Annotated in this window: 13 protein-coding genes; 4 read left to right on the plus strand and 9 right to left on the minus strand. The window is 57.5% G+C overall.

Translation table 11 applies throughout. The annotated features are described in order from the left end of the window. Positions 1-9: 9 nt before the first annotated feature. Complete coding sequence (locus tag J1W56_RS03585) at positions 10-915, minus strand: LysR family transcriptional regulator (RefSeq protein WP_223611836.1); 906 nt, start codon at positions 913-915, stop codon at positions 10-12. A 114-nt stretch (positions 916-1,029) separates the two neighbouring features. Between J1W56_RS03585 and J1W56_RS03590 the strand changes: the two genes are divergently transcribed. After that, positions 1,030-1,647: an FMN-dependent NADH-azoreductase gene (locus tag J1W56_RS03590; protein WP_223611838.1), complete on the plus strand. Its 618-nt coding sequence runs from the start codon at positions 1,030-1,032 to the stop codon at positions 1,645-1,647. 104 nt (positions 1,648-1,751) lie between these two features. Here J1W56_RS03590 and J1W56_RS03595 read toward each other — a convergent pair whose 3' ends face one another. Together J1W56_RS03595 and galE are read right to left on the minus strand one after the other, a co-directional pair. Beyond that, positions 1,752-1,937 carry a hypothetical protein gene (locus J1W56_RS03595; RefSeq protein WP_223611840.1) on the minus strand — a complete coding sequence of 62 codons (186 nt, stop codon included), beginning with the start codon at positions 1,935-1,937 and terminating at the stop codon, positions 1,752-1,754. 179 nt (positions 1,938-2,116) lie between these two features. Continuing rightward, positions 2,117-3,109, minus strand: coding sequence for a UDP-glucose 4-epimerase GalE (gene galE / locus J1W56_RS03600; RefSeq protein ID WP_223611841.1), 993 nt, complete (start codon positions 3,107-3,109; stop codon positions 2,117-2,119). A 304-nt stretch (positions 3,110-3,413) separates the two neighbouring features. Between galE and hemA the strand changes: the two genes are divergently transcribed. Continuing rightward, the gene (gene hemA / locus J1W56_RS03605) at positions 3,414-4,691 is read left to right on the plus strand and encodes a 5-aminolevulinate synthase (RefSeq protein WP_223611843.1); all 1,278 of its coding nucleotides are present in this window, start codon (positions 3,414-3,416) and stop codon (positions 4,689-4,691) included. Positions 4,692-4,744: 53 nt separating this feature from the next. Here the strand turns inward: hemA and J1W56_RS03610 are convergent, their stop codons facing one another. The 3 genes from J1W56_RS03610 to mscL all read right to left on the minus strand — a co-directional run bounded on the left by J1W56_RS03610 (position 4,745) and on the right by mscL (position 7,560). Further along, complete coding sequence (locus tag J1W56_RS03610; RefSeq protein WP_223611844.1) at positions 4,745-5,797, minus strand: AbrB family transcriptional regulator; 1,053 nt, start codon at positions 5,795-5,797, stop codon at positions 4,745-4,747. Further along, positions 5,794-6,960 carry a pyridoxal phosphate-dependent aminotransferase gene (locus tag J1W56_RS03615; RefSeq protein ID WP_223611846.1) on the minus strand — a complete coding sequence of 389 codons (1,167 nt, stop codon included), beginning with the start codon at positions 6,958-6,960 and terminating at the stop codon, positions 5,794-5,796. The genes J1W56_RS03610 and J1W56_RS03615 overlap by 4 nt, the downstream gene beginning before the upstream one ends. 186 nt (positions 6,961-7,146) lie before the next feature. After that, positions 7,147-7,560: a large conductance mechanosensitive channel protein MscL gene (mscL, locus tag J1W56_RS03620; protein WP_223611847.1), complete on the minus strand. Its 414-nt coding sequence runs from the start codon at positions 7,558-7,560 to the stop codon at positions 7,147-7,149. 224 nt (positions 7,561-7,784) lie between these two features. Between mscL and J1W56_RS03625 the strand changes: the two genes are divergently transcribed. Next, positions 7,785-11,264: a hybrid sensor histidine kinase/response regulator gene (locus J1W56_RS03625; RefSeq protein WP_223611849.1), complete on the plus strand. Its 3,480-nt coding sequence runs from the start codon at positions 7,785-7,787 to the stop codon at positions 11,262-11,264. Positions 11,265-11,277: 13 nt separating this feature from the next. Here the strand turns inward: J1W56_RS03625 and J1W56_RS03630 are convergent, their stop codons facing one another. Then, complete coding sequence (locus J1W56_RS03630; RefSeq protein WP_223611851.1) at positions 11,278-11,949, minus strand: response regulator; 672 nt, start codon at positions 11,947-11,949, stop codon at positions 11,278-11,280. 228 nt (positions 11,950-12,177) lie between these two features. Here J1W56_RS03630 and pip point away from each other — a divergent pair, with 228 nt between their 5' ends. After that, entirely contained in the window at positions 12,178-13,128 is a 951-nt protein-coding gene (gene pip / locus J1W56_RS03635) for a prolyl aminopeptidase (protein ID WP_223611852.1), read from the plus strand. Positions 13,129-13,171: 43 nt separating this feature from the next. On the opposite strand, the gene J1W56_RS03640 is transcribed toward pip, so the two are convergent. Continuing rightward, positions 13,172-13,615: a VOC family protein gene (locus J1W56_RS03640; RefSeq protein ID WP_223611854.1), complete on the minus strand. Its 444-nt coding sequence runs from the start codon at positions 13,613-13,615 to the stop codon at positions 13,172-13,174. 144 nt (positions 13,616-13,759) lie between these two features. Continuing rightward, on the minus strand, positions 13,760-14,212 hold the full coding sequence (locus J1W56_RS03645) for a hypothetical protein (RefSeq protein WP_223611855.1): 453 nt from the start codon (positions 14,210-14,212) through the stop codon (positions 13,760-13,762). Between the last annotated feature and the right edge of the window lie 43 nt (positions 14,213-14,255).

Genomic DNA, 14,255 nt, shown 5'->3' on the forward strand with positions numbered 1-14,255 from the left:
TTTCCCCGGTCAGTAAGCGCATGCGGCCATTTCCCGCGCGAATCGCTCGACCCACCATTTTGCGGCGGGTCCAAGGGGATGGTCGGCCATGTGGAGGGCAAAGAGCGAGTAGTGGCTCTCCGGATAGGGTTCAAGGTCGAGTTCCACCAACCGGCCTTCGGCAACGTCGTCCTTTATCATCCACTTGGGCAGGCCGCCCCAGCCCAATCCGGCGACCATCAGCTCATGCTTGATACCCACATCGGTCAGCCGCCACGTCCGATATGCGAAAACGCCAAAGTTCCGGCCCTTGGTCTGTTCGGAAAGGTCAGTCACCACAAGCTGGACATGATCGCGGATGAAGGAGAGCGGCACCGGCCCCTTGTACAGGGCCAGGGGATGATCCGGCGCGGCAGCGGGTGTCATGGTCATCTCACCAACCCGGATCGTCGTGAGATCATCGCTGGCCTGGACCGGCGGCCCGCCAATGCCGATATCCGCCTGCCGTTTTTGCACGAGATCCCATACCATGCCGAGCGCCCCGACATGCAGCCGCAGGCTCACGGTCGGGAATTGTTCCTGGAAGGCTTTCAGCACGGATATGAGCACCGGCGACGGCACGGACACATCGACGACAATCGCTATCTCCGCCTCCAGCCCCGCCTTGAGACCCTCGGCACGCGCCCGCAGTCCCTGCAGCGCCGATGCCATCCGCCGGGCGTCCTCCAGCATGGCGACACCCGCCTCCGTCAGACGCGGTTCGCGGGTTCCACCGCGGGAAAACAGCTGCAGCTCCAGCTGCGATTCCAGATTGGCAATCGTATAGCTGATAACCGACTGAGACCGGTTGAGATGGCGCGCAGCGGCGGAAAAACTGCCGGTATCGGCAACGGCAAGGAAGACCTGGAGCTGATCGAGAGTCGGATTTGGCTGCATGATCTATCTAATCCATAGATGGGTTTGATAGATATTTTCCCAGTTTTCTAAATGGATGTCGAGCACCAAATTACGGGCATCAATTCATTGTCCTTTTTGGAAGGTACCAAAACCATGTCGTCCATACTTCTCATTACCTCGAGCCCACGCGGCGCGGCTTCCCACTCGACACAGGTCGCCACGGAGTTTGCGCGTAAGCTGCAGCAGGCAACACCGGGCAGCACGATCGTCACACGCGACCTTGCCAGCCACCCGCTGCCGCACATCAATGCCGACTACACGGCCGGCATTTACACCCCCGTGGAGGCACGCACCGCCGAACAGCAGCGGGTTGTCTCGGTTTCGGATCAGGCAGTCGATGAACTCTTTGCCGCCGACAGCATCGTCATCTCGACGGGATTCATCAATTTCAGCATTTCTTCAACGCTGAAATCATGGATCGACCACATCGCCCGCGCCGGCAAAACCTTCAGCTACGGTGAAGATGGTCCCAAAGGTCTTGTCACTGGCAAGAAGGTCTATCTGGTGATCGCATCGGGCGGAATTTACTCCGCTGGCCCAGCATCCGCATTGGATCACGCGACACCTTACCTCAAGTCCGTGCTTGGCTTCCTCGGCATGACCGACGTCGAAGTCATTCGCATCGAAGGTGTTGGCATGGGACCTGAAGCCGAAGCCAAGGCAATCGCCACGGCTCAGGAACAGACCAGTCATCTGGCTCTGGCTGCCTGACGCAACGCAATCTCGGGAGGTGGATTCGCGTCCACCTCTTTGATCCGCTTTGGCAGTGATGCTGATTTTAATCGGGGACGCCCATATACCCGTTGGGGGGCTGTCTATTTTGCCTGCTTGTATTCGGCCTCGTCCAGGCGGCGGAGCTGGTCGAGCAGGCTCTCCGGCACGGTATCATCAACCTTGTAGATACCGGCGGCGCGTATAGCGGTCCGGTAGGACGACTGGGAAATTTGTCGTCGCATAATCCTGGATAGCTGTTTTTCGTTGGTCCGGTTGGCGCCGTCCATCGCATTACTCCAACTCTACTTCGTGGTCTTCAAGGTCCTGAACTAAACACCTTCCCAGCGAAGAAGGTTCCCCTTTTCTAGGATGACGCATGTTAAAACAATGTGTCTCTCCGCCGCATGGTCGATTCAACGACCGAAAGTACGGCATCCCGCGCAGCGGCGCTGCGCAAACAGGACAGTCAGCGCCCTGAATTGCGGCTGGCAAGACCCTTTTCCCACGCCAGCGCCGTTTCGACGATCACATCAAGATTGTCAAAACCGGGTTCCCAGCCCAGGTCCTTTCGCGCCCGTGCGCTATTGGCCACAACGGATGCGGCATCGCCCGCCCGCCGATCCGTCAGGCGCGCGTCAATCGGTCTCCCATGAACGCGCTCGACACTTTCAATCACGTCGCGCACCGAATATCCTCGGCCATAGCCGCAATTGGCAACGATGCTGCTGGCCCCGGTGCGAAGCCGGTCCAATGCCAGCCGATGGGCGGCAACGAGGTCACTGACGTGAATATAGTCACGCACGCAGGTGCCATCCGGCGTCGGAAAGTCGTGACCGTAAATTTCCATGTAAGGCCGTTTTCCCAATGCCGTTTCACAGGCAACCTTGATCAGATGAGTCGCGCCGCGCGTCGACTGGCCGGAACGGCCCTTCGGATCGGCCCCGGCCACATTGAAATAGCGCAGCGCCGTATAACGGAAATCATGTGCCGCCGCCGTGTCGCGCAGCATCCATTCCGTCATCAGCTTGGAAACGCCATAGGGCGATTGCGGCAGCAGCGGCGTCTCTTCGGTAACGGGCTCCAGCCCCCCATCGCCGTACACAGCAGCCGTCGACGAAAAGATGAAGTTTTTCACGTTGGACTTGACCACCGCTTCAATCAAGGTGCGGGATTTCGAGGTGTTGTTTTCGTAGTAGGCCAGCGGATCCCGAACGGAATCGGGCACCACGACGGAACCGGCGAAATGGATGACCGCGTCGACATAGTTGCGTTCGATCGTATCGCGCACGAGATGCTGGTCGGCAATGTCGCCAATGATAAGCTTGGCCTCCGCAGGGACCGCCCATTCAAACCCGGTGGAGAGGCGATCGATGACCACGACGGATTCACCGGAATCGAGCAATTCCCAGACCATGTGACTGCCGATATAGCCCGCACCCCCGGTTATGAGTACTGTCATCTGCCATCCCCCCTGAACCACGCCAACAGCTCTATTGCGGTATCTTGCCGCATTTTGGCTGGTCTGCAAAGCGTTGAAGATGCATCATAAAAATAACGTGGCGAAAGAATCGCAGACCATCCTGCCTCGGGAGCGGGCAGAACGGGTTTCCGGCGTTCCCCATATCGCCAGCGCTCTTTCGACGTTATAGTGTCGGAGCCCGCTGGCAGACTCGCCATTTGCCAAGCGTGGCAAATTGCCCACCTTCCCGTCATGGATTTTAGCCCGCAAAAAAGCTACTAAGTCCAGGATACAGGAGCAGTTCATGGACTATCGTCGGTTTTTCGAAGACGCGATCGACCAGTTGCACGCTGAAAAGCGCTATCGGGTCTTTGCCAATCTGGAACGGATCGTGGGGAGATTTCCGCGCGCGCTTTGGCGTACTGCCGATTCCACACGTGAAATCACCGTATGGTGCTCGAACGATTATCTGGGAATGGGCCAGCATCCCGCGGTTATCGCGGCCATGCACGATGCGTCGAGCCGCATGGGCTCCGGTGCCGGCGGCACGCGCAATATCTCCGGCAACAATCATCCGCTCGTCGAGCTGGAAAACGAACTGGCCGACCTTCACAACAAGGAAGCCGGTCTGGTCTTTACCTCGGGCTTCGTGTCGAACGAGGCATCGATCTCGACGATTGCGCGGCTTCTGCCCAATTGCCTGATCCTCTCCGACGAGTTGAACCATGCCTCGATGATCGAAGGCGTGCGCCGCTCCGGCGTCGAAAAGAAGATTTTCCGCCACAACGATGTGGCGCATCTCGAAGATCTGCTGAAGGCGGCCGGCAAGGAACGCGCCAAGCTGATCGTGTTTGAATCGGTATACTCCATGGACGGCGATATCGCCCCCATCGCGGCCATTGCCGATCTGGCCGAGAAGTACAATGCCATGACCTATATCGACGAGGTTCATGCGGTTGGCATGTATGGCAATCGCGGTGGCGGCATCACCGATCAGGAAGGCCTATCGGATCGCATCGATATCATCGAAGGAACCCTGGCCAAGGCTTTCGGCACATTGGGCGGCTATATAACCGGCCCCAAGACCGTGATCGATGCCGTCCGCTCCTATGCGCCCGGCTTCATCTTCACCACTGCCCTGCCCCCCGTGATCGCGGCAGCGGCTACCCAATCGATCCGCCACCTGAAAGTTTCGCAGGAAGAGCGCAGATTGCATCAGCAGCAATCGCAGCTGACCAAGGATGTCCTGGCCGCCGCCAACCTGCCGGTCATGCAGTCGCAGACCCATATTGTCCCGATCCATGTCGGCGACCCGGAACTGTGCAAGATGGCGAGCGACCGGCTGCTTCAGGTGCACGGCATCTATATCCAGCCGATCAATTACCCCACCGTCCCGCGCGGCACCGAGCGCCTGCGTGTCACGCCGACGCCATTCCACTCCGATGAACTGGTGCTCGAACTGAAGGACGCGCTGGTCGAGGTCTGGACGGCGCTTGGCATTCCCTTCGCCAAGGACAGCGCTCCGTCGGTCAAGACGGGCGAACGCGTCGTGACGCTTGCTGTTTCCAAAGCCGGCGGCTGAAGCCACGCTTTCCTGAAATCGCGTAAGCCCGCTATTTCAATGAAATGGCGGGCTTATTTATTGGCATCGGTATCGTTCAGCCAGCGCGCCAGAAACGGCACGGCAAAGGCGATCATCAGAAATCGCGCCACGTGGTGGGACGCCACATAGGACGGGTCGACGCCCAGAGAAAAGGCAATCACCGTCAGCGCTTCCAGCGCCCCCGGCGCAAAGGCCAGGGCGATCTGTGCGGGATGGATATCCAGGATGTACCAAACCGCCAGGGCTGCCAGAAAAGAGGCGGCCGTTCCGAGAACAAAGGCGCAAAGGGCAGCCGGCAGATAGCGAACGAGCTGGGTACGATGCTCCGCACCCACCCTCGACCCGATCAGCACGCCCAGAATGATCAACCCGATATCCGCGATCGAGCGCGGGACCACCGCTGTCACGACCGATGCGGCGTGCAATGCCGCGCTTACCAGCAAGGCACCGAGCATCATGCCGCCGGGAACGCGCGTGTACTGGCCGAGAAGCGCCCCGGCAAGGCCGCAGACAAACAGAATGAGCGCTTCCTGGACTGTCCAGTGATCGTTCATCTCCACCACGACATGCGGCGCATTCCTGGCAATGACGGCAAGCAGCGGGGCAAGAAAGCCGATGAGGAGCAACAGGCGGATACACTGAACGACGGTAATCTTGACCATGTTGGCCTGCGTTCCCATGGCGGCTACCAGCACGAAGGAAAGCGCTCCCGGCAACGATGAAAACAGCGCGGTGGGCCCATCCCAGCCGAAGCCCTTGCGCAGCATGACATAGGTCAGTCCGGTCACCGCGATGAGCGCCACGAAGAGCATGAAAAAGCTGACGGGCCACAGCACCATCTGATTGACGGTATCGGCGGAAACGCCGGACCCGGCCTGGATACCCAGCATGAAGAAGACAAAGACACGCAGCCAGTCGGGCAGATGGATACGGACACCGGAAAGGGATGCAGCCGTGACCGCAAGTGTCGACCCGAGCAGGAATGGGATGGGCAAGCCTGCAAAACCGGCGCTGAAGGCGCCGGCTGAAGCGATGAGGAGCGAAAGAATGGTGGCCTGGGTATTATTCAGATGTAAGCGATTCAACGTTTCCTGATCCAGTCTGCGAGGCGATCGGCAGCCTCCTCGACCTGATCTATACGCCGGGCAAAACACAGTCGCAGGAAGGCTCCGCCACCATCGCCAAAAGCCGTTCCGGGCGCAAGGCCAACCTTTGCCTCATCGACGATGTCAAAGGCTGCGCGATAGGAGTCGGAAACGCCCTCGATGCCAAACAGCAGGTAGAAGGCGCCCGCCGGCGGCGACATGCGCACCCTGCCCGTCGCTGCGAGTTTGGCGCAAAGAATATCGCGCGCCTTGCGCGCACGCTCCACCTGCATCCGGATAAATTCGTCCCCATGATCGAGGGCGGCGACAGCACCGCGCTGCATGAACTGCGCAACGCCTGAATTGGAATACTGGATCAGGTTCTCGACGGTTTTGCCAAGGGCGGGATGCACGGTCATCCAGCCGACACGCCAGCCGGTCATTGCCCAGTTCTTGGAAAAACTGTTGACGAAAATAATCCGGTCATCGGGATCCATGACATCGAAAAACGAGGGGGATCGGCGCGCACCGTAATAGAAATGCGTGTAGATCTCGTCGGCGACGATCCACAGACCGTGCTGGCGGGCGATCTGCAATATCTCGCGCAATGTCTCGATATCAGCGGTCCACCCGGATGGGTTGGATGGAGAGTTGATAAACAGTGCCTTCGTCCTGGGAGTGATCGCGTCGCGGATTTTTTTCGGATCAAGCGTCCAGCCATTGCCGGTGAAATCCTGCGTTACCGGAACCGGCGTTGCACCCGCTATGCCGGCGGCAGCGGCAAAATTCGGCCACGCCGGCGACACATAGACGACCTCGTCTCCCGCCCCGGCCGTGGCCTGGATGGCCAATTGTATCGAATGCATCCCGGAACCCGTGACATAAAAATGATCGACGGGCAGATCCACATTGAAATGGCGTTTGTGATAATCGGCCAGTGCTTGCCGCAATTCCGGAATGCCTGCCTGCCAGGTGTAAAAGGTCTCGCCATTGGCCAGGCCTGCATTTGCCGCATCCCTGATGAAATCCGGCGTAGGCAGATCGCCCTCACCCGCCCAGAGGGGAATGACGCCGTCCTGGCGCCTGCCATGGTTCATCACCGCAACAATGCCGCTCTCCGGCGCGACCGCAGCTTCATGGCGCAAATGTTCAATCAGACCCATACATATCTCCAGTGCCAAATGCACATCCCGTTCAAAGGCAGACCTAACGCAACGAAGCGCAACAATCACGCGGATATTTGTGATGTTCCCATCACCGATGCTGATGATCTGCTGACGTCATCCTGACAATCAGGCAAACAAAAACCCCGGCACCAGGCCGGGGTGTCTGAACCAATGCGGAAAGTCCTAGCGCTTGGCCAGGAGATCGCGAATATCGGTCAGCAGGGCTTCTTCCTTGGTCGGTGCAGCCGGAGCTTCAGGGGCCGCAGCCTCCTTTTTCTTGAGCCGGTTCATGGCTTTCACCACCATGAAGAGAACCCAGGCAATGATCAGGAAGTTGATCAGCAGGGTGACGAAGTTGCCGTAAGCAAGTGTTGCACCGGCTGTGCGTGCGGCGGCCAACGTCGCAGCGGGCGCACCTGCCAATTGGATAAACATATTGGAGAAGTCGACACCACCGGTGAGAAGCCCGATGATTGGCATCAAGATGTCGTTCACGATCGAATCAACAAGTTTGCCGAAAGCACCGCCGATGATCACACCAATGGCGAGATCGACCATGTTTCCCTTCAAGGCAAATTCTTTGAATTCCTTTAGCATGATATACCACTCTCCAGTATTCCGTGTTAATTGGAAGCTGTCAGTCCCCAGTGATGCAAGTTGCACCACAGATTGACAGTAACAGATGTTCCTAATTTATTAATATAAAGTTTTATTTTCCGAACGAGCAACCCTGGTTATTCAAGTGTTTTCGACGGGCAGGTTTTAAAATTAATTCATTTTGATGAACACGTTCATCGCAAATTTATGGAAGGTTGAAGCCCATGACGGGCTGGACTGTAGCGCTTGTCGCGATTTTATATCTCATTGCACAGTATGTGCGGGTCAAAACCATCGGCCGGCGCAATCGCCTTGATCAGAAGGTCGACCGGCCGTTCATCTATGCGCTCAGTCTTGCATCGGGCGGCAGCAGCTGGCTGTTTTATGGTGGCCTTGGATATGCCGCCGAAAACGGCATTGAATTTGCCGGGCTGTTCATCGGGATAGCTCTGGCCTTTACCCTGGGCTTTCCGTTCTTCCATCGTGTGATCAAACTTGCGCAATCGCAGGGCATTGCCTCCATCGCCGACCTGATTGGCGCCCGCTATGGCAAGAGTTTCTCGGTGACGGCGTTTGTCACGATCATTGTCACGGTTGGCGGCGTTCCCTACCTCGCCCTGCAGCTCACAGCAGTGCATTATCTCTTCGAGGTATTTGCCGGCACGTTTACCCCGCATAGTGCGGACAGGGCCCACGAACCCCATTGGCTGCTCTGGGGCCTCCTGTGCGTCATCGCCCTGTTCGTCATCCACAACAGCGAAAAATCGCCGCAAACCATGGATCGCGATGAAAGCATTGTTCGCACGCTGGCCAGCGATTCCGCTTTGAAGATGATTGCCTTCATAGCAGTGGGCATCGCCGCGACGACGTTTCTTTTCGGCACACCCGGCGAATTGCTCAGCCACCTCGCTGGCAGCAATACTGCCATCCCCGCACTGCAGGCACACATCTCGTTGGCGAATGTTGTCGCGCTCGCGCTGATCGGCGCATCGACAACGCTGCTTCTACCCAGTCAATTCTATCTCACGGTCGTGGAAAACAGGAGCAGACGGGAATTGTCGGCCGCGCGATGGCTGGTTCCGACATGCCTGTTGATTGCCGGTCTTCTTGTTTTGCCCCTTGCGGCAATTGGCAACTGGATCCTGCCGTCCGATGTCTCTCCCGATTTTTATTTTCTTTCACTCCCTCTGCGGGCGCATCAAAGCTGGCTGGGCATTCTGGCTTTCGCTGGCGGTCTCTCGGCTGCAGCCACCATGCTGGTACTGCCTACCATTGTGCTGTCCATCATGATTTCCAACGACCTCATTTTGCCGACCCTGTTGAACTGGCCAAGGCGGGCGGGGTCGGCCGGCAAGGACGATTACACGGCAATCATTCCAAAAATCCGGCGTTGTTCCATCATTGCCATTCTGCTTGCCGCCTATGCCTACCAGTTCACGATAATGGATTACGTTGACTTTGCGGAGCTCTCGCTCATTTCCGCGGTGAGCCTGATGCAGATGCTGCCACCCTTTCTCGGCGGTTTTGGCTGGCGCAGGGCAACAGCACGCGGCGCATGGTGGGGTATGGCTGCAGGCACTGCCGTGTGGTTTTACACCATGCTTCTCCCCACCTGGCTTGATGAATCTTGCTCCCTTGTCACCAGTGGACCCTATGGCATCGGTCTCTTGCGCCCGCATCATCTCTTGGGGTTGGACGCAAGTCCCGTGGTGAACGGGCTGCTGTGGAGCCTGACTGCCAACCTGGCTTTGTTCATCCTTGGCTCGCTGTCAAAAAGCGCGTCGCCGCTGGAGCGCATCCAAGCCAATATTTTCATCCCCGAAACGGGAGAAGCCGCTCTTTCCAGCAGGAATCATCATGCCAACGTGACTGTCGATCAGTTGAAGGACACCATATCCCGATACATCGGCGCTGAACAAACCCGCCTTGCGTTCAATGCCTTTCATGACCAGGAAGGAATTGCCCTGGAAGGCGCGGCCGATTTCAAAACGGTGCATTTCTCCGAACAGCTGCTTTCCAGCATTGTCGGCTCGCCGTCCGCCCGGCTGATCCTGTCCCTTGCGATGGGTCCCTCCGGAGCGGCGCAGAAACAGACGCAGATACTGCTTGATCATGCGACGGAAGCCCTGGTGCAAAACCGCGACCTGCTGCAAACGGCGCTAGACCGGGTGGATCAGGGGATCGGCGTTTTCGACCGGCAGTTCCGGCTCATGTGCTGGAACCGGCCGTTTCCGCTCATGCTCGATCTTCCCGATCGCCTGCAGCGCATGGGCACACCGTTCCACGCAATTGTTTCCTTTCTCCTTGTGCAGAGAAACGCTGTTGCAAGCGGCGGCGGCGCATTGCAAGAGCTGGAAGCGCTGCCCGCGCGCTGGCGCATCGCCCTTGGCAATTCGGGCCGGATCATCGACATTCTGGCCAATGCCATACCGGACGGTGGCATGGTGGCAACCTTTACCGACGTCACCCAGACTGTCGAAACAGACAGAATATTGCGGCAAAGCAATGAGCGCCTTGATGCGCGGGTGCGCGAACGTACAAAGGCGCTCACACTTGCCAATCAGGAACTGGCCAAGGCACGGCGCCGTGCCGAGGACGCCAATATCAGCAAGACACGTTTTCTGGCCGATGCGGGGCATGATATTCTGCAGCCCCTCAACGCAGCCCGTCTCTATGCCTCGGCACTGACGGAACAGCTTGCCAAGCCGCAGCTGAAGGATCTTGCGACCAACCTCAATTCATCCCTTGAGGCGGTCGAGTCGATCTTCAACGCGTTGCTGGATATTTCACGGCTTGATGCCGGTGCCCTCAGGCCTGAGATATCGACCATTCCATTGAACACCATCCTCTTGCAGGTCTTTCGCGATTTTCTGCCGGTGGCGCAGGAAAGGGCGCTGGAGTTCAAACTGGTTGAAAGCTCGGTTGTCGTTGCAACCGACCCTCATCTTCTGCGGCGGCTTCTCCAGAACCTTGTTTCGAACGCCATCAAATATTGCAAATCGGGCAAGATACTCATGGGCGTTCGCCGTCGCGGCGATATGATCGAGGTTCAAGTCTTCGACACGGGTATAGGCATAGCCAAAACCGAACTGAACATCATTTTCCGTGAATTCTCCCGGCTCTCCCGCGGCATGAGGGAATCGGATGGACTTGGGCTTGGCCTGTCGATTGTCGAGCGCATCGCCGCACTGCTTGGGATGTCCATCGGCGTATCTTCCCGCGTTGGAAAAGGCTCGGTGTTCTCCGTCAGAATGCCGGTATGCTCCGATGCTGTGCTGCCGGTCAGCAAAAATCCAGCGGCTTCGGAGCCCAATCGCGCGCTGGATGGCCTCAGGGTTCTTTGCATCGATGACGACGAACGTTCTCTTGCCGGAATGAAGGAGCTGTTGCAGACGTGGGGCTGTGCGGTGGAGGTCCTGACCAATGGCAAGGGCTTGGAGGCGCTATGCCAAAACCTTGGCGAAGCACCGGATATGATCCTTGCCGATTACAATCTCGAAGATGAGAACGGAATTGACCTCATCGGGTATTTGCGCGGCCAGTACGGGTATCCCATACAAGCCGCCCTCGTCACCGCTGACCGGTCGAGCCAATTGCGCGACCGTGCTGCCGCCGCAGCTATCCCGTTGATCAACAAGCCCGTGCGGCCGGCTGTCCTGCGATCGCTGCTATCCCATCTTCAAAACACCCCTGCGGACGCCTGAATGATCGCCCGCGCTAATGAAACTCCACCGTTCTGGAGTTCAGGGGCGCGGGGCTGCTGTTGAAACGGGACAAGCAAATGACCGCTTGTGTCCGGCTTTCAACACCAAGCTTGTAGAGAACCGCAGAAACGTGCGCCTTGATCGTGGCTTCCGACACATTGAGTTCATGCGCAATCTGCTTGTTGAGCATACCGTCGGCCATCATGCCGAGAACCCGTCCTTGCTGCGGAGTAAGACGGCGCAAGCGGCCGACCAGCTCGAACAGTTCCTGATCCAGTTGTCCCCCGCCCTGACCGGTCAGCGGCGACCATATCTCGCCATCGAGTATTCTGCCGATGGCATCGGCAATCTCATCAAGGGTTGAGGATTTGGAAATAAAGCCCGAGGCGCCGAGCGCAAGCGCCGTCCGGATGGTAACGGCATCATCGGTTGCCGAAACAATCGCTATCGGCACGCTCGGGTGCAGCGAACGCAAAGCAATCAAGCCAGTCAGACCGCTGACGCCGCCCAAGGCAAGATCGAGCAGCACAAGATCAACGTCGGCTGCATCGAGGATGTGCCTTTTGGCACTTTCCAGATCGCTGACCTCGATAATATCCGCGTCGCCTGTCTGCAGCATAAGTGCAGCTTTCAACGCACCCCGGAAAAGCGGATGATCGTCCACAATGACAAACTTAAATCTCATGCCTGAAAAGTCTCCGTTTTGAAATTGCAACATCTGAAAATCTAATCGTTTTAATATTAGCGACTAAAGCGCATTTTCCTGATATATCAAGATAAATCTATTGCGCAGGAAAGTTCAAAACCAATGCGGACTGTTCGTAGATGTCTGCTAAACACATGAATTGACTTGGCAAAACCTTAATCCCGCGTAATCATAGACCTATTTCGCCACTTTTCGAAAGAAAGATGTATGATAACGAATACACTTTACCCCGAGACCCAGCCCTATGCCGAGCAGATGCTCGCCGTGTCTGATCTGCACAGCATTCACGTGGAGGAATGCGGCAATCCACAGGGCAAACCGGTCATCATGATCCATGGCGGCCCTGGCGGCGGAATCAACCCCGCCATGCGCCGGCTGCACGATCCGGAACTCTACCGCATCATTCTTTTCGATCAGCGCGGCTGTGGAAAATCAACGCCTTATGCTGAACTGCGCGAGAATACCACCTGGGATCTTGTGGCGGACATGGAGCGTATCCGCAACCATTTCGGCATCGATAAATGGCAGGTTTTTGGCGGTTCGTGGGGGTCGACACTGGCTCTTGCCTATGCGCAGACCCACCCCGCCCATGTCAGCGAGCTGATCTTGCGCGGCATCTTCATGATCCGCCGTTTCGAAATCGAATGGTTCTATTCCAACGGTGCGAGCATCATCTATCCCGACCGCTTCGAAGCCTATCAGGAGCACATTCCGGAGGCAGAACGCGGCGACATGATCGCGGCCTATTACAAGCGCCTTACCGACGAGGACCCGGCCGTGCGCCTGGCCGCCGCCAAATTGTGGGCACGCTGGGAAGGTTCCGCGCTTTCCCTCCTGCCGGATCCGGCGCGGGAAGAGGCTTTTGCCGGCGATCATTTCGCCATCGCGTTTGCACGCATCGAATGCCACTATTTCCAGAACAGGGGCTTCTTCGAAACGGATGACCACCTCCTGCGCAATGCCCATCTGATCCGCGAAATTCCAGGCGTTCTCGTGCACGGCCGCTATGACATGTGCACGCCGCTCCTGAACGCCTGGCATCTGAAAAAGGTCTGGCCGGAAGCCGACCTTCGCATTGTCGAAGATGCCGGGCATTCCGTCACGGAACCGGGCATTGTACATGAACTGATTGCTGCAACCAAAAGATTTGCAGCCTGACAGCAACACAGGCAACCGGTTGTTTCGGCGGCCGGTTGCCTGATCATGCCGCCAGATGCTTGCGGCGTGACTTGACCACCCACAAATGGCCAAAGGGATCGGTCAGCACGCCGACGCGGTCACCATTGTCCAGTTCCTCGACGGCATTGCGCACATGGCCGCCTTCCGCCGTGGCGTGGTGCATGACACGGTCGACGTCGTCAACATGGATATCGAGCATGACAGGCGTCGCGCCAATCGCGTGGACAGAACGCGGCCCGCCCAGCGATGCATCCGCATCGCGTTTGGGGTTGGCACCGACAATCATGATCACCGACGCACCCATCCGCATTTCCGCGGCGATCAACGCGCCATTGTGCAGATACGGGCGCCCGACCACCCGCGCGCCGAATACATTCTCATAAAAATCCATGGCCATTTGCTGGTCGCCGTGGCGCACAAAAAGCCGGATGGAAATTTCACCGATCAGTCTTGGCCCCTCGTTCATCCTATCCCTCCAGCGTCCATTAGCGAGGGACTAAAGTCGTATAAAAACGCGAACAAATCAAGAACAAAATGATCTTTGGAGCAAAGGTTTTGGCGTTTTCCGTGGAAAACATGCCTTGACAGATCGGCCCAGATTTTACCCGTTTCAGGTTTTCTGCGGCTGGGCCTGCTGCGACTTCGAGCCACTGTTATCGTTCTGGAATTCCTTGGCTATCCCCATGAAACGGCGCATGAATTTCTCCATGTAATTCATGCCCTTCTCGAACTCTTCATCGGAAGGAAGCGCATCGCGGACAACCGGCGGAATCTTGCCCATGCTGGCGACCGTGTCTTCCAGCTTGGCAACACGGGTCTTCAGATCCGCCACATCTTCCTCGTAGGCCCTGCGTTCATCCGCAGCGAGTTTGCAGATCAGCTGCCCGGACTTTTCCTGGCAGATGGACATCTCTCCGGTCCTGTTGTTCATCCTGATGTAACCGGTATCGGTTTTTTCCAGGGAATAATTCGTGGTTTCCTCGGCCGCCGCGCCGCTCGAGGCTGCGATTGCGAGGAACGGAACAGCCGCAACAGCGACCAGCAGTGTTCGTGTGCGTGACATGACAGACCTCCGAAATGCTGAACCTCAAGCTTGAGAGGATAAT

The organism is Phyllobacterium calauticae (assembly GCF_019991125.1).
In the GTDB taxonomy this organism is placed as follows: Bacteria; Pseudomonadota; Alphaproteobacteria; order Rhizobiales; family Rhizobiaceae; genus Phyllobacterium; species Phyllobacterium calauticae.